Genomic DNA, 26,919 nt, shown 5'->3' on the forward strand with positions numbered 1-26,919 from the left:
TTCGCGCACAAAAAAGGCCTGCATTTCTGCAAGCCTTTATATGTCTGGCGCCCGAAGTTGGACTCGAACCAACGACCCCCTGATTAACAGTCAAGTGCTCTAACCGGCTGAGCTATTCGGGCGGGGCGGTCATTGTAGGGGGGACAAATCGCTCAGGCAAGGCTGCGTGGTGGTCTGACAACCGATTTCCTGGCTCGAAAGGCATTCGCAGGCCCGCATACGCCTGTTTTCAGAGCAGACACGGTTTCGACCCGGAAGCCATTTCGCTGCGCACTCTCCCCACGTTATTGACGATGACCTGCCCCAAGAGGACGTCGTCGTGGCAGAGGCGCACGCTGAGGTTGCTGCCTGCGCTGCGGCCGTCGGGCAGGTAGCGCAGCTGGGGCCGGCCGGACGAGGACACCAAGCGCAGAGATGGGTGGATCGGCGCATTTTCGTCCCGAAGCACGTCTTCCCGGGAATCGGGCTGCCGGTTGCCATCGGCATCGAAGAACATCAGCCAGCCCTGGCTCCAGTCGCCGTCCATGCGGCAGCCACCGGCTCGGTTCGAAGGGCAGACCACGGTCGGTATGCGATAGCTGATAGCGGTGTTTCGAGCCGAGGCCATATGTGCGGTCAGCAGGTGCATGGCTGAACTCGCGCGTTGGTGCTCAATCAAGCTGCGATAGGAAGGCACGCCTATCACCAGCCCAATGGCGGAAATGGCCATAACCACAAGGGCCTCGACCAAGCTGAAGCCTCGTAAGCAGTTGAGGGAACGAACCGTGGGTTTGACGGGGGAGCTTGCGGGCATCCGATGCATGGCTTTTCTCCAGTAGCCCTGTCCGGGCATCTGCAGATTCCTCTCCATCCCGAGGCGAGGGCATCGGCGTCGCGCGCAAGGGCATGTAGGGAATTCCCTGACACGGCCGTAATCCGGGTCGCCGTTATACTGGCCAATCGCCGCAGAATTCCCGCCATGACCGATCGTTTCGAACTCGTTTCTTCCTATTCCCCCGCCGGCGACCAGCCGCAGGCGATCGCCAAGCTGATCGAGGGCTTCGAGTCCGGTCTGGCCAAGCAGACCCTGCTGGGCGTCACCGGCTCCGGCAAGACCTACACCATCGCCAATGTGGTGCAGGCGGTGCAGAAGCCGACTCTGGTCATGGCGCCCAATAAAACCCTGGCCGCACAGCTGTATGGCGAGTTCAAGGCTTTTTTCCCGAACAACTCGGTCGAGTACTTCGTCAGTTACTACGATTACTACCAGCCGGAAGCCTACGTGCCGTCATCGGACACCTTCATCGAGAAGGACAGCTCGATCAACGAACACATCGAGCAGATGCGCTTGGCTGCGACCAAAGCACTACTCTCACGTCGCGACACGATAGTGGTCGCCACGGTTTCGGCGATCTACGGCTTGGGCGCGCCGGAGGACTACCTGTCGCTGCGCCTGATCCTATCGCGCGGCGAGCACATCGATCAGCGCCAGCTGATCCGGCAGCTGAGCGACCTGCAGTACACACGTAACGAATACGAACTGCATCGCGGCACGTTCCGGGTGAAGGGCGAGGTCATCGACGTTTTCCCGGCCGAATCCGACATCGAGGCGCTGCGGATCGAGTTGTTCGACGGCGAGATCGAGAACCTGACCCTGTTCGATCCTCTGACCGGCGAGACCCTGCGCAAGCTGCCGCGGTTCACCATCTACCCCAAGACCCATTACGCGACCACGCGCGACCGTGTGCTGGCGGCCATCGACACGATCAAGATCGAGTTGAAGGAGCGCCTGGAGCAGTTGTACGCGCAGAACAAGCTGGTGGAAGCGCAGCGCCTGGCGCAGCGGACACAGTTCGATGTGGAGATGATGGCCGAAGTCGGTTTCTGCAACGGCATTGAGAACTACTCGCGCCACCTCACTGGCAAAGCGCCGGGCGAGCCGCCGCCGACGCTGTTCGACTATCTGCCGCCCGACGCGTTGCTGGTCTGCGACGAATCGCACGTGACCATTCCGCAGATCGGCGCCATGTACAAGGGCGACCGTTCGCGTAAGGAAACGCTGGTGGAGTTCGGTTTCCGACTGCCGTCGGCGTTGGACAACCGGCCGCTGAAGTTTGAGGAGTGGGAGGCGCGTTCGCCGCGCAGCATCTATGTGTCCGCGACTCCGGGCCCCTACGAATTGCGGGAATCGGGTGGAGAGTTGGTGGAACTGGTGGTGCGGCCGACCGGGCTTATCGACCCGCCAGTGGAAATCCGCCCGGTGGCTTCGCAGGTCGACGATGTGCTGTCGGAGATCAATCTGCGGGTGGCGATGGGCGACCGCGTGCTGATCACGACCCTGACCAAGCGCATGGCCGAAAACCTGACCGAGTATCTGGGCGAACACGGGGTCAAGGTGCGCTATCTGCATTCGGACGTGGACACGGTGGAGCGCGTGGAAATCATCCGTGACCTGCGCCTGGGCAAGTTCGATGTGCTGGTGGGCATCAACTTGCTGCGTGAGGGCCTGGATATGCCGGAGGTGTCGCTGGTGGCGATCCTGGACGCGGACAAGGAAGGTTTCCTGCGTTCGCGCGGATCGCTGATCCAGACCATCGGCCGGGCCGCGCGCAATCTGCGCGGCAAGGCCATCCTGTATGCCGACAAGATCACCAACTCCATGCAGGCCGCCATCGACGAGACTAATCGCCGCCGCGAGAAGCAGGTGGAATACAACGCCGAACACGGCATCACCCCCATTTCGGTCGCCAAACCCATCGTCGACATCCTGGAAGGCGCGCGCAGCGACGCGGCCAACGAGGGAGGCCAGGGCGGCAAAGGTGGTCGCGGCAAGGGCAGGCGCGTGGCCGAGGAGGCGCCCGACTACGCCTCGTTCAGTCCGGCCCAGATCGCCGCACGACTCAAGGCGCTGGAGCAGCAGATGTACCAGCACGCCCGCGATCTGGAATTCGAGGATGCTGCGCGCCTGCGCGACGAGATCCACCGGCTGAAGGACGCCAGCCTGGTCATCTGATCCTGGCGACCTGAGTCAACGGCTGCGGAAACCGGTCGGTCGGCCAGAAATTGCAATGGGCCCGATTCCGCAACGCCGGCCCGGATGTTATGATGCGCGCCCCTGAAAGCGTCCCTTCGGGGCATACCGGGCGGTTAGCTCAGCGGTAGAGCACTACCTTGACATGGTAGGGGTCACAGGTTCGAACCCTGTACCGCCCACCACGCTTCAGAGCGTGGCTTCGGCAACGACATAATCCAGAGGTGGCGGCGAGCGGCCGTCGAGCGTGCGACATGAGCACTACCAACTTCCCCTGCTGACTTCTCTGCCCGCCTCTTCCGTTGGTGTATCGAAGGCGCGCAGCGCCTTTTTTCGTATCTGGTACTGACTAAATGATTACGATCACGCTCCCCGACGGCAGCCGCCGCGAATTCGAAAACCCCGTCAGCGTCATGGAAGTGGCGCAGTCCATCGGCGCCGGACTGGCCAAGGCGACAGTGGCAGGCGTAGTGGACGGCAAGCTGGTGGATGCCAGCGACCGTATCGACCACGACGCCTCCCTGCGCATCATCACGCCCAAGGACGAGGAGGGGCTGGAGATCATCCGCCACTCCAGCGCGCATCTGGTCGGCCATGCGGTGAAGCAGCTTTTTCCCGAAGCCAAGATGGTGATCGGTCCGGTCATCGCCGAAGGTTTCTACTACGACATCTGGAACGAACGTCCGTTCACGCCCGAAGACCTGGCCGCTATCGAGCAGCGCATGCGCGAGCTGATCGAACAGGACTACGACGTGGTCAAGAAAGTCACGCCGCGCGCGGAAGTGATCGAAGTGTTCAAGGCGCGTGGCGAGGAATACAAACTGCGCCTGATCGACGACATGCCCGACGAAACCGCGATGGGCCTGTATTACCACCAGGAATACGTGGACATGTGCCGCGGCCCGCACGTGCCCAATACCCGTTTCCTGAAGTCGTTCAAGCTTACCCGCATCTCCGGCGCGTACTGGCGCGGCGATGCGAAGAACGAGCAGTTGCAGCGCATCTACGGCACCGCCTGGGCCGACAAGAAACAGTTGGATGCCTACATCCTGCGCATCGAAGAAGCAGACAAGCGCGACCATCGCAAGATCGGCAAGCAGCAGGAGTTGTTCCACCTGCAGGAAGAAGCGCCCGGGCTGGTGTTCTGGCATCCGCGCGGCTGGGCCATCTGGCAGGTGGTCGAGCAGTACATGCGCAAGGTCTATCGCGATTCCGGCTACCAGGAAGTGCGCTGCCCGCAGATCCTGGACGTGTCGCTGTGGCAGAAGTCCGGCCACTGGGACAACTACAAGGAAAACATGTTCTTCACAGAGTCGGAGAAGCGCACCTATGCGCTGAAGCCGATGAACTGCCCGGGCCACGTGCAGGTGTTCAACCAGGGCCTGCACAGCTACCGCGACCTGCCGATCCGCTACGGCGAATTCGGCGCCTGCCATCGCAACGAACCTTCGGGCGCGCTGCACGGCATCCTGCGCGTGCGCGGCTTCACCCAGGACGACGGCCACATCTTCTGCACCGAGGACCAGATCGAGGCCGAAGTCACCGCCTTCCACCAGCAGGCACTGGCGGTCTACAAGGCGTTCGGCTTTGAAGAGATCCAGATCAAGATCGCCCTGCGCCCCGAATCGCGCCTGGGCGACGACACCACCTGGGACAAGGCCGAAGGCGCGCTGCGTTCGGCGCTGGGCGTGTGCGGAGTGGAATGGCAGGAGTTGCCGGGCGAGGGCGCGTTCTACGGTCCCAAAATCGAATACCACCTCAAGGACGCCATCGGCAGGACCTGGCAGCTGGGCACGATGCAGGTCGATTTCATGATGCCGGAGCGGCTGGGAGCGGGCTATATCGACGAGAATTCCGCGCGCCAGCACCCGGTGATGCTGCATCGGGCCATCGTCGGCTCGATGGAGCGCTTCATCGGCATCCTGATCGAACACCATGCCGGCGCCTTCCCGGCCTGGCTGGCCCCCCGCCAGGCGGTGGTCATGAACATCACCGACGCCCAGGCCGACTACGTGGCTGAAGTCCAGAAAACCCTTGCAAATCAAGGCTTCCGGATCGCTTCCGATTTGCGCAACGAGAAGATCGGCTATAAGATCCGCGAGCATACGCTGCAGCGGGTGCCTTACCTGCTGGTGGTCGGGGACCGCGAGAAGGAGAATGGGGCCATCGCCGTGCGCACGCGCTCGGGTGAAGATTTAGGCACAATGAGCATCGCCGCCTTCGCCGAGCGCCTGCGCGCTGAGCAAGCGGCGTAAGAATGTCCCGACCCCCACGGGGTCGGCATGGATGTATCCCTTGGGAGATTGCAACAATCAGTACCCCCGATAACAAGCAAAACCGCAAGAACAGCGAGATCCGCGTACCCAACGTGCGTGTGATCGGTGCAGATGGCGAAATGGTGGGCGTGCTGTCGCGCGATGCCGCGCTGGCGCTGGCCGAGGAGTCCGGCATGGACCTGGTCGAGATCCAGCCCACGGCTGATCCGCCTGTTTGCCGCATCATGGACTTCGGCAAGTTCAAGTTCGAAGCCCAGAAAAAGGCCAATGCCGCCAAGAAGAAGCAGAAGCAGGTCGAGATCAAGGAACTCAAGTTCCGGCCGGTCACCGATGAGGGCGACTACCAGATCAAGATGCGCAATATCCGCCGCTTCCTGGAAGAAGGCGACAAGGTCAAGATCAACATCCGCTTCCGTGGCCGCGAAATGAGCCACCAGGAGCTGGGTCGCGAGATGGCCACGCGCATCGAAACCGAGCTCGGCGACGAGATCGTGATCGAATCGCGTCCCCGCCTGGAAGGGCGGCAGATGGTGATGATGATCGCGCCTAAGAAGAAGTGATCCTCTGGGCCGAAAGGCTCGGCTGATCGGGAAAGGGCGCCACATGGCGTCCTTTTTGATTTTCCGGCCGATGGGGAAGGGGCGTAACCCCTCTGATTTGCAAGGAAAAGCCGTCGCGGGCATAATACGCGGCCCGGTCATCCGGGCGGCTGCTCGCAGCCACAGGACCTGTCGTTTATTTCCTAACAGATTCAACGACTTACAAGCCGACATTGGGCATGGATGGAAAGCGCAACAAGAGTTGCCGCCCGGGTCAGTTACAGAAACCAACAAGGATCACCGCAATGCCCAAGATCAAGACCCACCGGGCGGCGGCCAAGCGTTTCCGGAAGACCGCTTCCGGCAAATACAAGGCTGGCCACGCCAACAAGAGCCACATCCTCACCAAGAAGTCGACCAAGCGTAAGCGCGGCCTTCGTGCAACGAACATCATTCGTGCCGAAGACTCCAAGCGTCTGGATCGTATGCTTCCGTATCTCTGAGGACTGAACAATGGCACGAGTCAAACGTGGTGTAACGGCGCGCCGCCGTCACAAGAAAATCCTGAAGCTCGCGAAGGGCTACTACAACGCCCGCCGCAAGGTCTTCCGCGTCGCTAACCAGGCCGTCATCAAGGCCGGTCAGTACGCCTATATCGGACGCAAGCAGAAGAAGCGCAATTTCCGTTCGCTGTGGATCACCCGCATCAACGCGGCTGCCCGCATGAATGGCCTGAGCTACAGCCGTTTCATGAACGGTATGCTGAAGGCCGGTATCACCCTGGACCGCAAGGTGCTGGCTGATATCGCCGTGCACGATTCGGTGGGTTTTGCGGCTTTGGCGGAAAAAGCCAAGAGCGCACTCGCGGCGTAAGCCAGCGATCTCCACCAAAGCAACACTGGCAATCCATCGCCGAACACGTGGGGAAGGGCGCAAGTCCTTCCCCATTGTTTTTTACGACGTCCTTCCAGGCTTTTTAGCTGTCATTCCAGCGCAAGCTGGAATCCATTTTGACTTTGCTCTGGCTCCGGGCCGTTCGTAAACAGCAAGATCAAAATGGATCCTAGCTTGCGCTGGGATGACGAATACTAGTTTTTCCGGGGTTGTGAACGAATGAGCGATATCGAATCACTGTCCACTCAGGCGTTGGCCGACATCGCCACCGCGCAGTCGCCCGACGCGCTCGAATCCTTACGCGTAGCCCTGCTGGGCAAGAACGGCAGCGTCACTGCGCAGTTGAAGCAGTTGGGCACCTTGCCGGGCGATCAGCGCAAGGCCGCTGGTGAAGCGATCAACGTGGCGCGCGACGCCATCGCCAGCGCATTGTCGACGCGCAAGGTTTTGCTGGAAGACGCGGTTCTGGACGCCCGCCTCGCCGGCGAAAGCATCGATGTCACCCTGCCTGGACGCAACCCCACGCGCGGCGGCCTGCATCCCATCAGCCGCACGCTGGAACGTATCGCCGACATCTTCGGTCGGCTGGGTTACGAACTGGCCGACGGTCCGGAAATCGAGGACGACTGGCACAACTTCGAGGCGCTGAATTTCCCGCCGCACCATCCGGCGCGCGCCATGCACGACACCTTCTACTTTGGCGATGGACGCCTGCTGCGCACGCATACGTCCGGCGTGCAGGTGCGTTACATGGGCGAACACGCGCCGCCGCTGCGCATGATCGCCGCCGGCAAGGTCTATCGCAGCGACAGCGACCAAACCCATTCGCCGATGTTCCACCAGGTCGAAGGCCTGCTGGTCGACGAACATTCCACTTTCGCCGACCTCAAGGGCACGCTGGCCGAATTCGTGCGCGCGTTCTTCGAGCGCGATTTCGAAATGCGTTTCCGCCCCAGCTATTTCCCGTTCGTCGAACCCGGCGCCGAAGTCGACATCGCCTGGCAGCAGCCCGATGGCAGCACACGCTGGCTGGAAGTGCTGGGCTGCGGCATGGTCCATCCGAACGTGCTCAGGAGCTGCGGTATAGACCCGGAGCGCTACACCGGGTTCGCCTTCGGCATGGGCGTGGAACGCTTCGCCATGCTGCGCTACGGCGTCAACGACCTGCGCGCGTTCTTCGAGAACGATGTGCGTTTCCTGCGGCAATTCGCCTGATCCATTGGAACTCCTGGATAACCCTCGATGAAGTTCTCTGAAAACTGGCTGCGCAGCCACGTCCCCACCGACGCCTCGCGCGACGAACTCACCGCCACGCTGACCGCCATCGGCCTGGAGGTCGAGGAAGTCACTGCGCTCGGCGAATCGCTGGCCGGCGTGATCGTGGCGCGCATCGTGGAATGCGCCAAACACCCCGAAGCCGATCGTCTACAGGTCTGCAAGGTCGATGCCGGACAGGGCGAGCTGCTGCAGATCGTCTGCGGCGCGCCGAACGCCCGCCCAGGACTGGTCGCGCCGCTGGCGACAGTCGGCACGGTGGTCGGCGAGATCACCATCAAGGCGGCCAAGCTGCGCGGCGTGGACTCCAACGGCATGCTGTGTTCGGCCAAGGAGCTGGGCATCGACGCCGACGCCTCCGGACTGCTGGAGCTGCCGGACGATGCACCGATCGGCGCGCCCATCGCCGAGTACCTCTCGCTGCCCGATGCCAGCATCGAGATCAAGCTCACGCCCAACCGCGCCGATTGCTTCAGCGTGCGCGGCATCGCCTTCGACGTGGCCGCGGCCTGCGGCAGTGAAGTGGTCGCGTTCGACGCGACGCCCATGCCGGCGCTCAACGACAGCGCGCTTGCGGTGGAACTGGAGGCCGGCGTCAAAGTGCCGCGCTTCGTCGGACGCGTGATCGAAGGGGTGAACGCCGCCGTCGCCACGCCCGTGTGGATGGCCGAGCGTTTGCGTCGTAGCGGCGTTAGACCGATCAGCCTTCTGGTCGACGTGACCCAGTACGTGATGCTGGAACTCGGGCAACCGATGCATGCCTTCGATCGCGATCTGCTGATGGGTCCCATCGTGGTGCGGCATGCGCAGGGTGGTGAGGGGCGTGCTGGTGAAGAGCTGAAACTGCTCGATGGTCGCACGGTGCTGCTCAACGAAGATTTCCTGGTGGTATCCGACAGTAGCCAGGGCGGCATCGGCGGTCGCGCGGTCGCGCTTGGCGGCATCATGGGCGGGTACGACACTCGTGTGACCGATGCGACGCGCAACGTGTTCCTCGAAGCCGCGCACTGGATTCCTTCCGCGATCATCGGCCGCGGACGCAAGCTCGGTCTGCACACCGACGCCGGCCATCGTTTCGAACGTGGGGTGGATCCGGAACTGCCACGGCAAGCCATCGAGGTGGCTACGCGGCTATTGGTCGAACTAGCCGGCGGTTCGCCTGGTCCAGTGGTGGAAGCCGTATTGCCGGAGCATCTGCCCAAGCCGACCAGCATCACGCTGCGTCGCGCCCGCATCGGCCGCGTACTGGGAATCGAAATCGCAGACGCGGACGTGGAGCGCATCCTGCAGGCGCTCGGCATGCAGGTCGAAGCCGATGATGCGGGATGGAAAGTCGTGTCTCCCAGTCGGCGCTTCGATATCGCCATCGAAGAGGACCTGATCGAAGAGCTGGCGCGCATCCATGGCTACGACCGCATACCTACCACGCTGCCGGGTGGTGCTACCCGTATCGCTGCGCCGACGGAAACACAACTGGAGGCTTCCAGCGTGCGCCGCCATTTAGCCGCGCGTGATTACCTGGAAACGGTCAACTATGCTTTCGTGGACGCCGGACTGCTGGAGCAATGGAGCGCGACCGAAAACGCCGTCCCGCTGGCTAATCCGCTCAGCGCCGAACTCGGCGTGATGCGTACGCGCCTGTTGCCCGGGCTGGTTTCCGCGTTGCAGCGCAACGTCGCGCGACAAGCCGGGCGCGTGCGCCTGTTCGAGCTGGGCAACGTATTCGCCGCCAACACTGACGCAGCGCCCATTGAGACACAGCGCATCGCTGCTGCCATCCATGGGAATGCCGGACCGGAGCACTGGAGCGAGAAGGCGCGCAAGGCGGATTTCCACGACCTGAAGGGCGACCTCGACAGCCTGGCCGCCGCATCCGGCGCGGTGCTGGAATATCGCCCTTCGCAGAACCCTTACGGTCATCCGGGCCGCTCGGCTGACGTGTTCCGCGACGGGCATTGCATCGGCTGGATCGGCGAGCTGCACCCGCGCTTGCAACGCGCGCTGGACCTGGATGTCGAGGTAATCGGATTCGAGCTGGACCTGGCGCCCTTGACCCTGCGTGCATTGCCGAAAGCGACGGAGCTTTCGCGCTTTCCGTCCGTCCGCCGGGATCTCGCGTTCGTCGTCGCCGATGAAGTGCCTTGGCAGGCCATTTCCGCCACCGTTCGTACCGCGGTAGGGCCGCTGCTGCGGGATCTAGTGCTGTTCGACCGCTATGTTGGCGCGGGGGTCGAATCTGGTCAAAAGAGCTTGGCTATGGGCTTGATTTTACAGGACAACTCACGCACTCTGACCGACCGCGATGTGGAAGGCGTCGTGTCCGGGGTGGTTGCCGCGATAGAACGTGACCACGACGCAAGGATCCGCGGATGATGGGCAAGGGGAGCGATGCATGGCACTGACGAAAGCGGAGATGTCCGAGCGCCTGTTCGACGAAGTCGGGCTGAATAAGCGCGAGGCAAAGGAATTCGTTGACGCGTACTTCGATGTACTGCGAGAGGCGCTGGAGCAGGGCCGCCAGGTCAAGCTTTCCGGCTTCGGCAACTTCGACCTGCGCCGCAAGAACCAACGTCCCGGCCGCAATCCCAAGACCGGCGAGGAAATTCCGATTTCCGCGCGCACCGTGGTCACCTTCCGCCCGGGGCAGAAGCTGAAGGAGCGTGTGGAAGCCTACGCCGGAGTCGACCATGCTTGATCCGGGCAGCAACCGCGAGCTACCGCCAATTCCCGCCAAGCGCTATTTCACCATCGGTGAAGTCAGCGAGCTGTGCGACGTCAAGCCCCATGTCCTGCGCTACTGGGAAACCGAATTCCCCAGCCTGGAGCCGGTCAAGCGCCGCGGCAACCGTCGCTACTACCAGCGCCACGATGTGCTGATGGTGCGCCAGATCCGCGGCCTGCTGTATGAGCAGGGTTACACCATCGGCGGCGCGCGTCTGCGTCTGGAAGGCGAGGGCGCCAAGCAGGAATCGGCGCTGAGCAACCAGATCGTCAAGCAGGTGCGCATGGAGCTGGAAGAGATCCTGCAGCTGCTGCGTCGTTAGCTTTTCCTTCTCCCGGTGGGAGAAGGGATATTGAAATGCGGCTATAATTGCCGCCCCGCCGCCAAGGCGGGGATTCGTGTCAGTTCGGGGCGTAGCGCAGCCTGGTAGCGCATCTGCCTGGGGGGCAGAGGGTCGTCGGTTCAAATCCGGCCGTCCCGACCAACGCGAAAACACAAAAAAAGACCCGCATCCCATTGCGGGTTTTTTATTGCGCGATACTCCGCCGCGTTGGACTAGGATGGTCGTATGCACCCGCGCGCGCTCGAATTGATCAGTTCGCTGGAACTGTCGCCGCATCCCGAGGGCGGCCACTACAAGCGCGTCTACGAATCCACCAAACAGGTGATGGAGAACGGCGTGCTTCGGCCTGCGATCACTTCGATCCATTTCCTGCTCACCGAAGGCGTCCGCAGCCGCTGGCACCGCGTCGATGCCGTCGAGATATGGGACTGGCAGGAAGGCAGCGCCGTGGAGTTGCTGATGTACGACGCCAGTGCCCGCACGCTCAGCCGCGCGCAACTGGATACCTCGGTACGCGGCGGACAGCTGTTGCAGGTCGTTCCGGCGGGCATCTGGCAGAGCGCGCGCACCCATGGCGACTACTCGTTGGTGAACTGTTCGGTTTCGCCCGGATTCGTGTGGAGCGGACTGGAGATGCTGGACGAGCAGAGTCCGCTGGCCGACGAGTTGCGTGCTGCCGGCGGCCTGGCTTCCTGACGGTCTAGGTGACACTGAACGCAGGCACGCCGCGGCCGATGCCTGTCATCCACTAGGCGCGGGCTTGCGGCTAATCTTGTCCTGGTCCTACCCACACAAGCCAGCATCCATGCGTTTCCCTCTCTTCGTTTTGCTTGCTTCCCTGTGTCTGGTTTTACCCGCGATGGCGCAATCGCCGAACGAAACGGTTCCTGCGCAACGCGTCGACAGGGAGGGAGTGTTGGAACTGGAAACGATGGTGGTGACCGGAGTGCAGCCCGGTCCCGGATTGTGGAAAGTATCCAAGGGCGATCACGGACTCTGGATTTTGGGAACCTTGTCGCCGCTGCCTAGCGGCATTAGCTGGAAGGCCGAAGAAGTCGAGTCGCTATTGGAACTTTCGGATCAGGTGCTTGGTCCGCCCGGGTTGACGATCGACGCGGATATAGGCGTATTCAAGGGTCTGATGCTGCTGCCCTCCGCGCTGAAGGCAAGCAAGAATCCGGATGGCAAGACGCTCAAGGAGGTGCTGCCCGCCGATGTCTATGCGAGATGGACCGCATTGAAGCCAAGATACTTCGGCAGGGACAAAGGCATCGAGAAGAAGCGGCCGCTAGTGGTGGCCAACGAACTGTACGCAGAGGCCAACCGTAAAGCCGGCCTTGGCCAGAAGCCTGTGGTCACGCCGGTGATCGAAGGCGTGCTGAAACGGCGCAAAATGAAAATCACGCCCACCACGCTGAAGATCACCATCAGCGACCCGAAGGCGGCAATCAAGGATTTCACCAGGGAAGGCGTGAACGATGTCGAATGCTTCCGCTCGGCGCTGGACAGAGTGGAGAACGACATTCCGGTCATGGTCGATCGCGCCAATGCCTGGTCGGTGGGCGATTTGGATGCGCTGCGCGCATTGCCATCGGAACGACAGGCCGGCGCTTGCATCGCCGCGCTGACCAGCGGGGAGTTCGCCAAAAAACGTGGGATGAGCGACGTGGAGGCTCAGGTCAGGGCGCACTGGTTGAAGATGGCGGAGGAGGCGCTACAAAAGAATCGCATCACCTTTGCGACCTTGCCGATAGCCGAACTGCTGAAGCCGAATGGCTATCTTTCGTACCTGCAGGCGAAGGGCTATACGGTGGAAGCGCCGCTTTAGCCGGCAGCGCTAACCTGCGAGACTGCGAACAGCTTCCGTTTCCAGCAACGACGGCCAGCGCTCAAGCACGGCCGCGCGGATGCCGATGGCGTCGATGCCAGCCTCGGCCAGCAGTTGTTCGCGGCTAGCGTGATGCTGGAAATCGTCCGGCAGACCCAGATGCAGAATGGGCAGTTGGATATTCTCTGCATTTAGCAGCTCGGCCACGCCGGAACCAGCACCGCCCATCACCACGTTGTCCTCGATGGTGACGAAACCTTCGTGGCTCGTCGCCAACTCAAGGATCAGCGCGCGGTCCAGAGGTTTGACGAAACGCATGTTGACCACCGTCAGTCCCAACTCCGCACCCACCTGCTGCGCCGCGGGCACGGTCGCACCGAAGGCGAGCAGGGCGACGCGCGAACCATGCGCGCGCACTTCGGCCTTGCCGATCGGCAGCGTGGCGAGCGAAGCCTCGATAGCCGCGCCCGGGCCGGTACCGCGCGGATAACGTACCGCTGCCGGCCCCTGGAATTGAAAGCCGGTGCTCAACATCTTGCGGCACTCGTCCTCGTCGGCAGGCGCCATCACCACCATGTGCGGCACGCAGCGCAGGTAGCTCAGATCGAGATTGCCGGCGTGGGTGGCGCCATCCGGGCCGACCACGCCGCCTCGGTCGATGGCGAACAGTACGTCCAGTTTCTGGATAGCCACATCGTGCACCAGCTGGTCGTAGCCGCGCTGCAGGAAAGTGGAATAGATGGCGACCACCGGCTTGGCGCCTTCGCAGGCCATGCCAGCGGCCAGAGTCACCGCGTGCTGCTCGGCAATGGCCACATCGAAGTAGCGCTGCGGATATTCCTTGCTGAAACGCACCAGGCCCGAGCCCTCGCGCATCGCCGGGGTAATGGCCAGCAGTTTGGGGTCGGCCGCGGCCATGTCGCACAACCAGTCGCCGAAGATGTCGGTGTAGGTCGGCTTCTTCGCGCCCGCCTTGCTGATCAGTCCCTTTTCGGGATCGAACGGGCCGACCGCGTGATAGCCGATCTGGTCGCCTTCGGCCAATTCGTAGCCTTTGCCTTTGGTGGTGATGATGTGCAGCAGCTGCGGACCTTTTAGGGTCTGCAGCGTCTTCAGCGCGCTGACCAGCGCGGGTACGTTGTGGCCGTCGATAGGGCCGGTGTAATGAAAACCCATTTCTTCGAACAGCGTGGACGGCACGAACATACCCTTCCAGTGCTCTTCCCAGCGCCGCATAAAGCGCGCCGGCGGCTTGCGCTTGTCGCCCAGCAGTTTCTTGCCGCCCTCGCGCAGCGCGTTGAGCGTGCGACTGCTGCTGATGCGGCCGAGCATCTTGGTCAGGCCGCCGACGTTTTCCGAAATCGACATCTGGTTGTCGTTGAGCACCACCAGCAGGTTCGGTTCCGGATCTTCCATGCCGCCGGCATGATTGAGCGCCTCGAAGGCCATGCCGGCGGTCATCGCACCGTCGCCGATCACCGCTACCACCCGGCGATCGTTGCCGGCTTGCGCGTTGGCGATGGCCATACCCAGCGCAGCGGAGATCGAAGTGGAAGAATGGCCGACGCCGAAGGTGTCGTACTCGCTTTCTTCGCGCTTAGGGAAAGGCGCGACGCCGTCGGCCTGTTTGACCGTGTGGATCCGGTCGCCGCGGCCGGTCAGGATCTTGTGCGGATACGTCTGGTGGCCGACGTCCCACACCAGGCGGTCGTCCGGGGTGTTGTACAAGTAGTGCAGGGCGACCGTCAGTTCGATCACGCCCAGACCGGCGCCGAAATGGCCGCCGCTTTTGCCCACCGACTCGATCAGGTAGGCGCGCAATTCGTCGGAGATCGCGGTCAGTTCGGATTCGTCGAACTGGCGCAGGTCGGCTGGGAGATTGATGCGGGAAAGGCGGGGATAGCGGGTGGGGTCGATCATTTGCAACATTTTCCTCCGCATCCGTGGGAGGGGCAAGCAATCCGACAATCCTGGTTCAGGCGCGGGCTCAGGCCGAGAGCTTGGAACGCTTGGGCAGTTGCGCCTTCAGGAAAGCCATTTGGTCGGCCAGGATATTGCGGTTGGAGAGGATCAGGTGCTCGATCCAACTGGGGCGGTACGGAACCGCCAGCAGCGGCATATTGGCCTGTTGCGGGGTGCGGTTGGCCTTGCGGGAATTACAGTGGAAGCAGGCGGTGACCACGTTTTCCCAGGTGTCTCGCCCGCCTTTGGACAGCGGCAGCACGTGGTCGCGGGTGAGGCTGGGGCGCGAGTACTCATGCCCGCAGTACAGGCACAACTGCGCGTCGCGGGCGAACAGCGCGGTGTTGGTCAGCGTGGGCGTGGGCGACAAGGCGTGCGAGCGCGCATGGCCGCGTGAGGCGACGATGGGGTGGAGTTCGATGACGCTCTGTTCGCCGGTCATGCGGCTGGTGCCGCCATGCACGCGCAGACAGGGGTCGCCCAGGGTCCAGGCGACGGCGTCGCGCGCGTACAGGCAGGTCGCGTCCTGCCAGTTGATCCAGTCCAGCACGCGGCCATGCGCGTCCAGCGACAACAGGCGTACGGTATTGGAGCGGGAGGCAGGGTGCGACGCAAGTAGGGCCGGGATCGCGGGGGATCTGGCGCCGATACGGTGAAGCTGAGCTGGGTCTGCTTCCATCGGGGAAACAGGTTATACCTAAATGTTGATGATTTGTGTATCGCTCAGCCTACTGTTGTAGGAGCGGGCCTTGCCCGCGACGCTTTTCGGCCAACCAAAAGCGTCGCGGGCAAGGCCCGCTTCCTACAGGTTCAGGCGCCGAAACGTTCGGCATCCATCGCCATTAGCGGCGCCGCGCCGGATTCGATGGCCGCGGCATGGGCCAAGGTGCGCGGCAGGATGCGAGCGAAATAGAAGCGGGCGGTCTCGCGCTTGGATTGCTTGAACGCGTTGCTATGCGCGGAAGCCTCCGCGGCGGCCACGCTGCGCGCCCACCAATAGGCCAGTGCGACATAGCCGGAGTAGAACAGGTAATCGGTGCTGGCAGCACCGATCTCCTCCGGATTTCCCGCCGCACGTTGCAGAACGCCTTGGGTCAGCGTGGCCCATTCCGCGGCTTTCTGGCGCAAAGGCAGGATGAACTCGGCCAGCGACGCGTCGCCTTCGTGTTCCTTTGCGAATGCCTCGATCTGGGCGAGGAACAGTTTCAGGCCAGCGGCCTTGGTCGAAGCAGTCTTACGCCCCATCAGATCCAGCGCCTGGATGCCGGTGGTGCCCTCGTAGAGTGTGGTGATGCGCGCATCGCGCGCCAGCTGTTCCATGCCGTGTTCACGGATGTAGCCGTGACCGCCGAAGCATTGCAGCGCGTTGTAGGTGTTCTCGATGGCCCATTCGGTCTGGCAGGCCTTGGAGATCGGGGTCAGGAAACTCACCAGCACGTCGGCCTGTTCGCGTTCTGCCGCATCTTCCGCATGATGGGCAACGTCGATCAGGGTGCCCGCATGCAGGGCGAGCAGGCGGCTGCCTTCGACTAGCGATTTCACCGTCAGCAGCATGCGACGCACGTCGGGGTGCACGATGATCGGATCGGCGGGTTTGTCCGGGAATTTGGGGCCGCTCAAGGAACGCGTCTGCAGGCGGTCCAGCGAATAGCGCAGCGCATTCTGGTAAGCACGCTCGGACAGGCCCACGCCCTGCAGCCCCACGCCCAGGCGTGCGGTGTTCATCATCGTAAACATGGCCAGCAGGCCCTTGTGCGGCTCGCCCACCAGATAGCCTTCAGCGCCGTCGAAATTCATTACGCAGGTGACCGAGCCCTTGATGCCCATCTTGTGTTCGATGGAGCCGCAGCGCAGCGCGTTGCGTTCGCCCATGCTGCCGTCGCGTGCGACCTTGAACTTGGGCGTGACGAATAGAGAAATTCCTTTCGCGCCGGGCGGCGCGTCGGGCAGTTTTGCGAGCACCAGGTGCACGATGTTTTCGGTCAGGTCGTGCTCGCCGGCGGTGATGAAGATCTTGGTGCCGCTGATAGCGTAGCTGCCGTCGGCATTGGGTTCGGCGCGGGTCTTCAGCAGGCCCAGATCGGTGCCGCAATGCGGTTCGGTGAGGCACATCGTGCCGGTCCAGCGGCCGTCGACGATGGGCTTGAGGAAGGCTTCGCGCTGCCAGTCTTCGCCATGCTGCCTCAATGCCTCCACCGCACCGTGCGACAGTAGCGGGAAGTTGCCCCACGCCAGGTTGGCGGCATTGATCATCTCGTTGAGCGGTACGCCCATGGCATGAGGCAGGCCCTGTCCGCCGTGTTCCGGCGCCGCGGTCAGGCCCGTCCAGCCGCCTTCGATGAACTGGGTATACGCCTGCTGGAAGCCGGGCGGGGTGGTGACATCCCCGGTGGCCTTGTCGAAGCCGCAGCCGATCTCGTCGCCAACGCTGTTGAGCGGGGCCAATACGGTTTCAGTGAAGCGCGCGGCTTCGTCGAGCACGGCATCCAGAACATCGCGCGTGGCATCGCCGTAACCGAGCTTCGCGAACAGGGCTTCCGCGCCCAGCACGTCGTAGAGAGCGAAACGGATATCGGTCAGCGGGGCTTTGTAGGTGCTCATATTCGGGAAAGAGATTCCATGGGAAAGAAGAAAAACGCGCCGCAGGTTCGCTCAGCGCAGTACGCCGTCCAAACCCGGGACGGGATTGAGCGTGTTGCGCGAATCGATGTCGAACGAGCGGGATTTTTTTTCGTCAGGCACTGCCTGCAACTTGCCTTTCAGCGTGTAGCCCAGAGAGTGTCTGCCGGCCAGCGCGTCGGCGATTGCCATGCGTGCTTCGGCGGACGGCTTGAACGGCAGGGTGACCACATCCGCAGATTCCGGGCCGATGGAAATCCCCGGCGCGGCGCGCAGCGTCCCTGCGGCCTGGCCGCCGACCGTGATGGCAAGCTCGGCGCTATCGAAGCGCATGGGGATGCTGCTGTAGTTCTGCAGGCGCAAGTCCAGCGACCAGCTGCCATCGGCATTGACGGTCAGCTGCTGGATGCTGGTTGCGGGTTCCGACACGCGTCGGACCGGCCCGCCGCTGCACGCGGCCAGGAAAAGGGGAAACAACAGGAGCGAAACCCCGCGCGCGACACCCTTCATGCCCATTCCTCAGATCATGCGATGGGCAAGGATACTACGGCGTATGGCGTGAACCTCTACCGCAGCGGGGCGGCCACGATCAGAGGGCCCAGGTCGTAGCCCATTGCGACGGCCCGCGCTTTGATTTGTTCGAACAGCGCCCGGTCCATGGCCGGTTCGCGCGAAAGGACCCACAAGTAGTCGCGGCCGGGTTCGCCTATCACCGCCCAGGTGTAGCCCGGGTCCAGATCGATCACCCAGTAATCGGCCCAGAGGAAGGGCATCCACGAAAGCCAGTCGGGCGCAAAACGCACTTCCAGGCGGCCCGGATGCCCTTTCACCTGTCGGGCGACGCCCTCGGCGACGCTGGTTTCCCCGTCGGCGGTACGGCAGGCGTTGCGCACGCCGATCAGTTCGTCCTCGCGCAGCGTGTAAGCGGCGGTGATTTCGCCCGTGCATTCGTCCTGGAACGACATTGGCAGATGGGCGATTTCGTACCACTGGCCCGCGTAGCGGGAGATATCCATCTCCGGCACCGAGGTAACGGGATTGGCGGCGTGCGCGGCAGGCGCGAAGCAGGCCAGAAGCAAAAGCAGGGCACTGTGACGATGCATACGCTGCTCCGCATTGGGAAGTGCAGCTTATTTGCCCGGCGCAGGCGATGTGTAAAGTAGTTGTTGTACCGAAGCTGCAACCCGCGGAATAGGCCAAGCGGCTGATTCCTATGAATTTTAGGTAGGACTCCGCATTCGACCTTAGACGTGCCTGCTTGGCCGGTTCAGCCGTAGCTGCTGACCCGTTCCGGGGCCTGCCCCTCGCTCTCCACTTCCACGCCAGTGGGTTTGTTGGAGAAGGTGTGTCGGGCCTCGGCGATGGTGTTGGCGACCGCCAACGCGGCCGACTTCTCAGGGAACCAGAAAACGGGCTTGCCGTCGTCCATCAGTTTCCAACCCTCGTACGAAGGACGGAGCATCAACAGGGAGCGAGTCATGGCCAAGTATCCGGTTCCAGCGAAGCGCACCGTGGCTTCTACTGTGGGTTGAACGCGGCACTCTATTCCTTGTGCATCACGGCGACTCCATCGCAGGAACAGAATGCCCGCGCCGCGAGCGCACGACAGTCGGGAGAAGGCGCGGCACGGTGTAGGAATTGTCTGACTGTGGGATAGACCGGTTAGGACGCGGAAATCCGCATCGTCATAGCGCTGGATCGACCGGGTAACATGCTTAGATATCGCTGGCCAACTGCGGGGGACGCAGTTTGCGCACTGCCGACGAGCGGACCCGGGCCGCACGTTTTTTCGCCCAGATGAGCACGCCGGTCAGCGACAGCATCGCCACCAGAAGGCCCATCAATGAAACCAATATCCGGCCTGGCACTCCGATGATCCGGCCCGAATGCAGGGGAAACTGCGCCTGCATGAAGATATCGCCGGCCGAACCGGTGCCCGGTATCTCCGCGCCTGCCGGCTGCCCGCTGCGCGCGTCGAAATAAAGCCAGGGATTACCGAGCCCACCGTCGCCGTGATCCTGCCCGGGCGAGAAGAAGCCGACGCCGTACACGCCGTACATGGGCGAATAGAACACCGCGCCGGCGGGTGCCTGCCAGCCACGCGTGCGGGCGGCGGCAACAGCCAGTTCGACGCTGCGTTCCCGGGTGATGGAAGGCTCCACCGGTTTTTCCAGCGGAGCGGGGGTACGGGTGTCGAACGGCGACGGCGTCAATGACGAAAACGTCGACACCAGCGGCCGCATCACCTGCTGCCCCAGATTCATCGATACCGACGTGATCGCCAGGGTCAGCAACAACAACCAGACCCACACGCCACCGGAGCGATGCAGGTCGAAGTTGAGTTTGTAGCCGCGCTCGCGCCAGCGGAATGCGAACGACTTGCGCCAGGCGCGCAGGTTCGGGAACGAAAGCCACAGCGCGATCCCGCAATCGATCGCCCAGACGATGCCGACGATGCCCATGAACAACACGCCAAGCTCCATTCCCCAACCATCAGGTATGTGCATGCTGTAGTGCAGCTTGTAGAGGAACGGCAGCAAGTTCTCGCGCGACAGGGACACCGCTCCCCACATGCGCTTGCCCTGTACTTCGCCGGTCACCGGATCGAGCGCGACCTGGTTGTAGTCGACGTCGTACAACTGGCCGCTGGTGGGATCGACGCGCGGTTCGACGGACAGGCTGAGCGCATGTCCTGGTTCCACCGCCAATGGAGCGTAGGTCACGCGAATGCGCGGGTCGGCCGCTTCCACTTTCGACGCCAGGGCCAGGCCGGATTGCGGCTCGCCCACGCCTGCAGAATGGTAAAGGTCGGGGTTGAGCCACTCGTCCAATTCGTGATCCCAAGAGATCACCGCGCCGGTCAGTCCCGATACGAACAGGAACACGGCGATGGACAAACCGAACCAGCGATGCAATAGGACGAAGGACTGGCGCATTCGTTTTCCTTACCCTTCCGGCGCGGACGACACGCGGCTCACCAGCGATATCCGATGGTCGCGATCGCTTTGCGCTTGGTGCCGAACCAGCAATCGCCACGATCCAGGCAGGTGGCGATATAGGTTTTATCGGTCGCGTTGGCGACGTTCAGCGCCAGCCGCCACGGGCCGGTTTCATAGGACAGCATCAAGTCCAGCAGCGTGGTGGAGGGAGTGATGGTCACGTCGATACCGTCGCTGGTCTTGCCGACGTAGCGCACGCCTGCGCCCGCTCTCAGCCCGGCCAAGCCATAGCCGTCGAACTTGTGTAGAGCCCACACCGCAGCAGAATGCTTCGGGATGCCGCTAAGTTGCATGCCCACATTGGTCTCGTACGCATCGATATAAGTGTAGTTGGCGATCAAATCCCAGGCCGAAAGGTTGGCCGCGACTTCCAGCTCCAGCCCTTTCACCGTGACTTCGCCGCTTTGGATGGAGGAGTTAGGATGCTCGGGATCAGGGTCGGTGGTGAGCCGGTTTTTTTCCTTGAGCTTGTAGACCGCTGCAGCTGCAGTAATCCGGCCATCGTCCGGCGACCATTTCACACCAACCTCGGCTTGCTCGCCGCGCTTGGGTTCGAAAGTATTGCCGAAGAAATCGGTGCCGGCCAACGGTTCGAACGATTCGGAATAACTGATGTAAGGCGACCAGCCGCCATCGGCAAGATAGACAAGACCAAGATTTTTGCTGGTCGCCGAATCTTCGATACGCGATGGCGTCCGCGTACCTTCATAGGTAACCAAGGTGTCCGTCTTCGCCCGATCGTGGCGTAAGCCAGCTACTAGGACCCAACGGTCGTCGAACTTAATCTGATCCTGGACCAGCACGCCGACGTTGCGCACGCGCGTAACGGTGTCGGTAGCCGGGGTGTCCAAATATGCGGGCAGCGGGAAGGTGCCGTAGACCGGGTTGTACACATCCAGAGGAGTGGCCAAACCATCGCCCCAGGAAGTCTGATGCATGCGTGAGTTCATGGCGTCCACGCCGAACAGCAATGTGTGCTGGGTGCGGCCGAATGTCAGTTTTCCTTCGAACAGCAGATCCGCGTTGCTGATACGCGCGGTGTCGTCGGTGAAGTACCAAAAGCGGTTTAGATAAGTGCCGTTGGGATCCGCTGCGCCGGTGGCGTCGACGAAGCCTTCCCACCAGGCGGCGTACATGGTGCGCATCTTGCCGTCGATGTCGTCGTGGCGCAGATGGTGGCGCAGGGTCCAGTGGTCGCCTAGCTTCTGTTCGAATTCGTAGCCCGCGCGCTTACGCGTGCCGCCGTAGTAATCCCAGTCGGGTTCGCTGATGAAAGTGTCGTACGGGATCTTGCCGTGCGGGGCGGACGTGAGCGTGCCGACGATGGGGAAGAAGGCGTTGGTGTTGCCAGTTTCGTCCTTCTGGTATTCGGCGTAGGCCGTGAGCGTGGTGTCGGCGTTGGGTTTCCAGGTCAGCGACGGCGCGATGAAGGTGCGTTTGTCGTCCGCATGATCGACCTGGGTGCCGCTGTCCTTGCTCAGCGCGACCAGGCGATAGAACAGCGTGCCTTCGGTGTTCAAGGGGCCGGTGAGATCCAGGGCGACCTGCTTGTGGTTATCGTTGCCCACTTGCACGTTGATTTCGCGCTGCGCCGTTTGCTGCGGTCGCTTGGACACCAGATTGACCACGCCGCCCGGGCCGTTCTGTCCTGCGATCACCGAGGCCGGACCACGCAGCACTTCGATGCGTTCGAAGGCGTAAGGTTCGTTGCGGACGACGCCGTACCAACCGGTGAGCGGCACGCGCAGACCGTCCAGCAATACCGAGCCCTCGCTGCCGCCGCGCAGCGTGAACCAGTCGCCGCGATTGTCCAGCCCGTACATTTCCGAGCGCACGCCGGCGGTATAGCGCAATACTTCCTGCATGGTCTGCGCGTTCTGGTCGCGAATCTGTTCCTTGCTGATGACCGTGATCGATTGCGGAATTTCGTTGAGCGGCGCGTCGGTCTTCATCACGCCGCTGTGCTCGGTCACGTAACCCTCGACTTCGCCTTTCACCTCCACCGCTTGCAGCGTTGTGGCGTTGGTTTGCGAGGCCGAGTCTTCGGCAAGGACAGTCGTCGGCGCCCACAGCCCCGCGATCAGGCATTGCGAGAGCAAGGTACGGCGGAGGAGGGTGGGTGCGAAGGGAAGGTGGCGTTCGACGATTGAGTTGGGGGTGGGTTGCATGAGGACGGGTTGTCTTTGAGAGAATTCTGGTATCACTAATGATAATCATTATCATTAGTAAGGTCTAAGATTTCAACCCCTTTGGTGCTTTATCGCGTGACTGCTCGCAGCCTCTACGCTGAATCAGTCAACATGGATGTCCCCACCGGTTCGTCGATACCGACGACCGTTGCCATCGCCGCACGCATCGAATCGGAAACCGACTTCAGCGCTGGCCCGTGTTTGGATACCGGCCATTGGAAGGCACGGATGTATGACTGCGTAAAGACTGCGCGCGCCGCTTTCCTGGAACGTAATTGTGGCGACGATGCCGAGCTGCGCAACGAGATAGAGGAGCTGCTGCGTTCGCACGATGCTCCGGGCGTGCCGGACACTGCGCCGCATGCGGCCGATATGCGGGAAGCCCATCCATCGTTGGTCGGGGCACTAGTTTGGGAGCCTGGCGGATCGAGAAAATGATCGGCCGGGGCGGCACGGGCGAAGTCTATGCGGCTATCCGGGCCGGGCGACATCTGCGCTTGGCGAAAATGCTTCGAACCAGGCTGCAATAAGCGGCGTCGCGGCGATCAATCAACTTCGCATGAAATCCGCTTCTGCGATCAAGGCGAGCATTTGTCCCGAGACAAGGCTAAGACCAGCGGCGCAATGCGCACCATCAAGGTGCGAAGACATAGCCGACACCCCGCACCGCATTCAGCGGCAGGGGCTCTTCGGTTGCGGACAACACCTTTCGTCGCAGCCGGTGGATCAGCATTTCGAGCCGATGCGGATCGAAATCGTGAATGTCCTGCGCCAGTCTGGAAATGATGTGGTCGCGGGTTACGGCCTGGCCGGGAGAAGCCGCAAGCATGCTGACGACGAGTCTTTCGGGCCGGGTCAGGCGGACGCTGGTCCCTCCGGGCGAGGCCAGGTTCCAGCCGTCCATATTGAAGTTCCAGGCCGGTAGCGCTCCTTTGGAACGTCCGTTTTTTTGTTGCCCCAACCTCCGGAGCAGGCTGCGCACGGTGGCGGTCAGCATGTCGATGTCGATCGGCTTGGTGACGTAGACATCGGCACCGTCGTCCAAACCGCGGATACGGTCGACTTTCTTTCGCCACCGGCCCGTGAGCATCACGATCCCCGCATCGGTCAACGTCCGCAGATGGCGGGCTACGGTGAGGCCGTCTTCGTCCGGCAGGCTGATATCGAGAATGAATAAAGAGAAATCATGCGTGAGCATTTTGCGGTAGGCCTCGGCGGCGCTGCCGGCACCCACCACGTTGTAGCCCGCCACTTCCAAACCCGGAATCAGAATATCGTCACGAATTCCCGGGTCGTCTTCGACCACGAGTATCCATTGTCCAGCGCTGGCCATTAGGCCCCCCTTGCATACGGCGACGTCCGCGCAGTGCACGTTCGGCCAATCCACGATTAAGAAAAACTTTTCTTTTAAGAAAGTTTTTCTTTCTTCCCTAATTTGGTGCGATTACGCCTTGGCGTACCGCACGGACGCGCTTTGTCAAATCCCCATTTGCTTCGATGTAATCCGAATAACGCGTCGGACTAGTTATAGCAGAAAGATGAGTATTGGTGAGTTTCAGAAAGTTACGGTGCGTGTAATCCATCACAGTGTTTGCATAAAGTGCGCGCCAAGGGGAAGGCTTCTGCGGATGCAGGCCTGCATCACTATCTAGATCTGGGGTAATTCCGTTCGCCTTTCCCTATGGAGCGCATGGCTGAGCCGGCGCTGCCGACTGACCGCCTACGCGCGGCAGATCAAGCCAGGGAAGCGGGGAAGTGGTGGAATGAATCGATCGATCTATGGCGGCCATGCCTCGCGCGTGCGGCAGCTGAGCGTGTTGCTGGGCGAAACGCTTCGTAACTCCGCCCTCCTGTGCGCCTTCCTATTGGTGACCGCGCAATCGGCATTCGCGCAGACCTCGGTCGACAACGTCGCGCGCATCGTCAATCCCACTGGGCTGACCTGTTCGGACGTGGCCACGAACCCGACCTGCGAGCGGGCCGACAACGCCCTGATTAGCGTGACGCCCGCCGCGGTGGACTACGACTTCTGTCCCGTCGGCGTCGACAAGCCGGTCTTCAGCATCGTCAACGGCGTGCGGATCTCGCGCTACGAGCCGAGTGCCGGCAACGACGCCTTCGCAACCGATCTCGACTTCACCGTCGCCGGTGGCCTTAACGGCCTGATGGTCGATCCGGTTCGCAATCGGTTGCTATTCGTATCCCGCTCGGGATCCAACACGATTCTGTGGGCTTACGATTCCGCTAACGGCGGCTGGTATCAGGCCCTGGCGCCGTTCGCGTCGCCCGACTTCCCACGTGCGGGCATGACCCCTGCCGGCATCGGCTACATGATCGCAGGCGGAACGTTGACGCCGGAAGTATGGCGGATAACCGCGGATCCGACGCCCGGCAGTTTCGGTTATACGGTCCAGAACATCGGGCAAATGTCGTACGACGTCGCGCCTACCAGTCAAGGTTCCGGCGACATCGCCTTCGATGGCGGCGGCGCGGGCTGGCTGTCCGCAGGACAAGACCTCTACCGGATCGATTTCAGCGTCGGGCTGCAAGCTGTGCGCCAGACCCGCCCCTTGCTCAACGGTTCGCCCAGTACGATCGACTGGGCAGGTGTGGCTTTCGCTGACGACGGCAAGCTGTACGTTGCCGACAACGGCACGTCGAGCCGCTATTACGCTTTCGATCCGGCGACTGGCATATTGACGCCGACGGTGCCCACCACGGCAGTCGCCTCGCGAGACCTGGCCTCTTGCGCGTTCCCCACCATCGCTCCACCTGCTCTTTCGGTAATCAAATCGCTGGCGCAGATCAATGGCGCCCCAGCAACTGTGGGCGCAACCGTGGCGCCCGGCGATACGCTGACTTATGCGATCGAGATCGCCAACACGGGCGGTTCGGTCGCGACGCTGTTCGCGGGGGATGTGGTCGAAACGCTGCCTGCCAACACCAGTTCGGTGGCGACGGGCAACAACTTCACCTGCACCGGCAGCAACTGTCCCAACACAGCGACGGCCAACGTTCCGGCCGGTGGCAGCATTACGCTCGGCTTCGTTGTGCGGGTCGCGACTCCGTTGCCCGCGAATGTCACGGCCATCGCCAACGCGGTCACCGTCGACGGCGTGAATTGCGCCGCCGCCGGTAACGATTGTACCGAGACAACATCGTTGACTCCGATAGTGACGGTCAACAAGTCTGTGAACCCGGGCAGCGGCACCGCCGTATCGGTGGGCGACACGCTGACCTACACGCTCACTGTGGACGTCGCCAACGCCGCCACCACCGCCAACGTGGAGCTGACCGACGTGCTCGGTACTGGCCTCACCATCGGCACCGTACCCGCCGGTTGCACGCCTACGGCCCAAACGATCGTCTGCACCCTGAATACAGGTGCGGCCATCGGCCAACACACCTTCGTCTATACGGCGACAGTCGACGCAGCGGCGACCACTTCGGTCAGCAACAACGTGACCACGAACACCGGCAGTTGCGTCTCTTGCACCACGACCAACCCCGTTCTACCCAGAATCACGGTCAACAAGTCCGTGAACCCGGGCAGCGGCACGTCGGTATCGGTGGGCGACACGCTGACCTATACGCTCACCGTGGACGTCGCCAATGCTGCGACTACTGCCAACGTGGAGCTGACCGATGTGCTCGGTACTGGCCTCACCATCGGCACCGTACCCGCCGGCTGCACGCCTTCGGCTCAAACCATCATCTGCACCTTGAATACAGGTGCGGCTATCGGCCAACACACCTTTGTCTATACGGCGACAGTCGACGCCACCGCCGCCACTTCGGTCAGCAACAGCGTGACCACGAACACCGGCAGTTGCGCCTCTTGCACCACGACCAATCCGGTCCTGCCCAGAGTGACGGTCAACAAGTCCGTGAATCCGGGCAGCGGCACGGCGGTGTCGGTCGGCGACACGCTGACTTACACGCTCACCGTGGATGTGGCCAATGCGACCACGACGGTGGCAGAAGTGCTGACCGACGTGCTCGGTACTGGCCTCACCATCGGCACCGTACCCGCCGGCTGCACGCCTACAGCCCAAACGATTACCTGCACCTTGAACGCAGGCGCGGCCATTGGCACGCACACCTTCGTCTATACGGCGACAGTCGACGCGGCGGCGACCACTTCGGTCAGCAACAGCGTGACCACGAATACCGGCAGTTGCGTCTCCTGCACCACGACCAACCCCGTTCTACCCAGAATCACGGTCAACAAGTCCGTKAACCCGGGCAGCGGCACGGCAGTGT

At 62.3% G+C, this 26,919-nt stretch carries 22 protein-coding genes, 3 tRNA genes and 1 pseudogene; 15 read left to right on the forward strand and 11 right to left on the reverse strand.

From position 1 onward, the window contains the following. Positions 1-45: 45 nt before the first annotated feature. Together AC1DTQ_RS15020 and AC1DTQ_RS15025 are read right to left on the reverse strand one after the other, a co-directional pair. Positions 46-122 (reverse strand) — tRNA-Asn (locus tag AC1DTQ_RS15020). A gap of 107 nt (positions 123-229) precedes the next feature. Continuing rightward, positions 230-850, reverse strand: a complete 621-nt coding sequence (locus AC1DTQ_RS15025) for a GspH/FimT family pseudopilin (protein WP_477850588.1) — start codon at positions 848-850, stop codon at positions 230-232. A gap of 108 nt (positions 851-958) precedes the next feature. Between AC1DTQ_RS15025 and uvrB the strand changes: the two genes are divergently transcribed. The 13 genes from uvrB (at position 959) to AC1DTQ_RS15090 (ending at position 12,887) form a co-directional block, all read left to right on the forward strand. Further along, a complete protein-coding gene (gene uvrB / locus AC1DTQ_RS15030) occupies positions 959-2,992 on the forward strand; it encodes an excinuclease ABC subunit UvrB (protein WP_477850590.1) in 2,034 nt (677 codons plus the stop codon). Between the two features lie 128 nt (positions 2,993-3,120). Further along, positions 3,121-3,195 (forward strand) — tRNA-Val (locus AC1DTQ_RS15035). 168 nt (positions 3,196-3,363) lie between these two features. Then, positions 3,364-5,265, forward strand: coding sequence for a threonine--tRNA ligase (gene thrS, locus AC1DTQ_RS15040; protein WP_477850591.1), 1,902 nt, complete (start codon positions 3,364-3,366; stop codon positions 5,263-5,265). A gap of 2 nt (positions 5,266-5,267) precedes the next feature. Beyond that, entirely contained in the window at positions 5,268-5,846 is a 579-nt protein-coding gene (infC, locus tag AC1DTQ_RS15045) for a translation initiation factor IF-3 (RefSeq protein WP_477850592.1), read from the forward strand. Between the two features lie 284 nt (positions 5,847-6,130). Next, complete coding sequence (rpmI, locus tag AC1DTQ_RS15050) at positions 6,131-6,328, forward strand: 50S ribosomal protein L35 (protein WP_162313420.1); 198 nt, start codon at positions 6,131-6,133, stop codon at positions 6,326-6,328. A 10-nt stretch (positions 6,329-6,338) separates the two neighbouring features. Beyond that, positions 6,339-6,698, forward strand: a complete 360-nt coding sequence (gene rplT, locus AC1DTQ_RS15055; RefSeq protein ID WP_162350154.1) for a 50S ribosomal protein L20 — start codon at positions 6,339-6,341, stop codon at positions 6,696-6,698. Positions 6,699-6,938: 240 nt separating this feature from the next. After that, entirely contained in the window at positions 6,939-7,934 is a 996-nt protein-coding gene (gene pheS, locus AC1DTQ_RS15060) for a phenylalanine--tRNA ligase subunit alpha (protein WP_477850593.1), read from the forward strand. Positions 7,935-7,961: 27 nt separating this feature from the next. Then, positions 7,962-10,367, forward strand: a complete 2,406-nt coding sequence (gene pheT / locus AC1DTQ_RS15065) for a phenylalanine--tRNA ligase subunit beta (RefSeq protein WP_477850594.1) — start codon at positions 7,962-7,964, stop codon at positions 10,365-10,367. Between the two features lie 19 nt (positions 10,368-10,386). After that, the gene (locus AC1DTQ_RS15070; RefSeq protein WP_310089915.1) at positions 10,387-10,689 is read left to right on the forward strand and encodes an integration host factor subunit alpha; all 303 of its coding nucleotides are present in this window, start codon (positions 10,387-10,389) and stop codon (positions 10,687-10,689) included. Continuing rightward, on the forward strand, positions 10,682-11,038 hold the full coding sequence (locus tag AC1DTQ_RS15075) for a MerR family transcriptional regulator (RefSeq protein ID WP_093281672.1): 357 nt from the start codon (positions 10,682-10,684) through the stop codon (positions 11,036-11,038). Before AC1DTQ_RS15070 ends, AC1DTQ_RS15075 begins: the two co-directional genes overlap by 8 nt. A gap of 85 nt (positions 11,039-11,123) precedes the next feature. Next, positions 11,124-11,200 (forward strand) — tRNA-Pro (locus tag AC1DTQ_RS15080). Positions 11,201-11,284: 84 nt separating this feature from the next. Continuing rightward, entirely contained in the window at positions 11,285-11,755 is a 471-nt protein-coding gene (locus AC1DTQ_RS15085) for a cupin domain-containing protein (RefSeq protein ID WP_477850595.1), read from the forward strand. A 163-nt stretch (positions 11,756-11,918) separates the two neighbouring features. Then, entirely contained in the window at positions 11,919-12,887 is a 969-nt protein-coding gene (locus tag AC1DTQ_RS15090) for a TraB/GumN family protein (protein ID WP_477850596.1), read from the forward strand. A gap of 9 nt (positions 12,888-12,896) precedes the next feature. On the opposite strand, the gene dxs is transcribed toward AC1DTQ_RS15090, so the two are convergent. The 8 genes from dxs to AC1DTQ_RS15130 form a co-directional block, all read right to left on the reverse strand. Next, positions 12,897-14,807 carry a 1-deoxy-D-xylulose-5-phosphate synthase gene (gene dxs / locus AC1DTQ_RS15095; RefSeq protein WP_477850597.1) on the reverse strand — a complete coding sequence of 637 codons (1,911 nt, stop codon included), beginning with the start codon at positions 14,805-14,807 and terminating at the stop codon, positions 12,897-12,899. Between the two features lie 67 nt (positions 14,808-14,874). Further along, entirely contained in the window at positions 14,875-15,528 is a 654-nt protein-coding gene (locus AC1DTQ_RS15100; RefSeq protein WP_310089919.1) for an HNH endonuclease, read from the reverse strand. 131 nt (positions 15,529-15,659) lie between these two features. Next, complete coding sequence (locus AC1DTQ_RS15105) at positions 15,660-17,450, reverse strand: acyl-CoA dehydrogenase C-terminal domain-containing protein (protein ID WP_477850598.1); 1,791 nt, start codon at positions 17,448-17,450, stop codon at positions 15,660-15,662. Between the two features lie 51 nt (positions 17,451-17,501). After that, on the reverse strand, positions 17,502-17,978 hold the full coding sequence (locus AC1DTQ_RS15110; protein ID WP_477850600.1) for an LEA/WHy family protein: 477 nt from the start codon (positions 17,976-17,978) through the stop codon (positions 17,502-17,504). A 56-nt stretch (positions 17,979-18,034) separates the two neighbouring features. Beyond that, a complete protein-coding gene (locus AC1DTQ_RS15115; protein ID WP_477850601.1) occupies positions 18,035-18,571 on the reverse strand; it encodes a lipocalin family protein in 537 nt (178 codons plus the stop codon). 164 nt (positions 18,572-18,735) lie between these two features. Then, positions 18,736-18,948: a hypothetical protein gene (locus tag AC1DTQ_RS15120; protein ID WP_477850602.1), complete on the reverse strand. Its 213-nt coding sequence runs from the start codon at positions 18,946-18,948 to the stop codon at positions 18,736-18,738. A gap of 235 nt (positions 18,949-19,183) precedes the next feature. Next, entirely contained in the window at positions 19,184-20,404 is a 1,221-nt protein-coding gene (locus AC1DTQ_RS15125; protein WP_477850603.1) for a PepSY-associated TM helix domain-containing protein, read from the reverse strand. A 38-nt stretch (positions 20,405-20,442) separates the two neighbouring features. Beyond that, positions 20,443-22,635, reverse strand: a complete 2,193-nt coding sequence (locus AC1DTQ_RS15130; protein WP_477850604.1) for a TonB-dependent siderophore receptor — start codon at positions 22,633-22,635, stop codon at positions 20,443-20,445. 132 nt (positions 22,636-22,767) lie between these two features. Between AC1DTQ_RS15130 and AC1DTQ_RS15135 the strand changes: the two genes are divergently transcribed. Continuing rightward, the gene (locus tag AC1DTQ_RS15135; RefSeq protein WP_477850605.1) at positions 22,768-23,094 is read left to right on the forward strand and encodes a hypothetical protein; all 327 of its coding nucleotides are present in this window, start codon (positions 22,768-22,770) and stop codon (positions 23,092-23,094) included. Between the two features lie 196 nt (positions 23,095-23,290). Here AC1DTQ_RS15135 and AC1DTQ_RS15140 read toward each other — a convergent pair whose 3' ends face one another. After that, positions 23,291-23,989 carry a response regulator transcription factor gene (locus tag AC1DTQ_RS15140; RefSeq protein ID WP_477850606.1) on the reverse strand — a complete coding sequence of 233 codons (699 nt, stop codon included), beginning with the start codon at positions 23,987-23,989 and terminating at the stop codon, positions 23,291-23,293. Positions 23,990-24,419: 430 nt separating this feature from the next. Here AC1DTQ_RS15140 and AC1DTQ_RS15145 point away from each other — a divergent pair. Continuing rightward, positions 24,420-26,919: pseudogene (locus tag AC1DTQ_RS15145) on the forward strand (hypothetical protein); the annotation flags it as partial.

Source organism: Pseudoxanthomonas sp. P4_B2, from assembly GCF_056402315.1.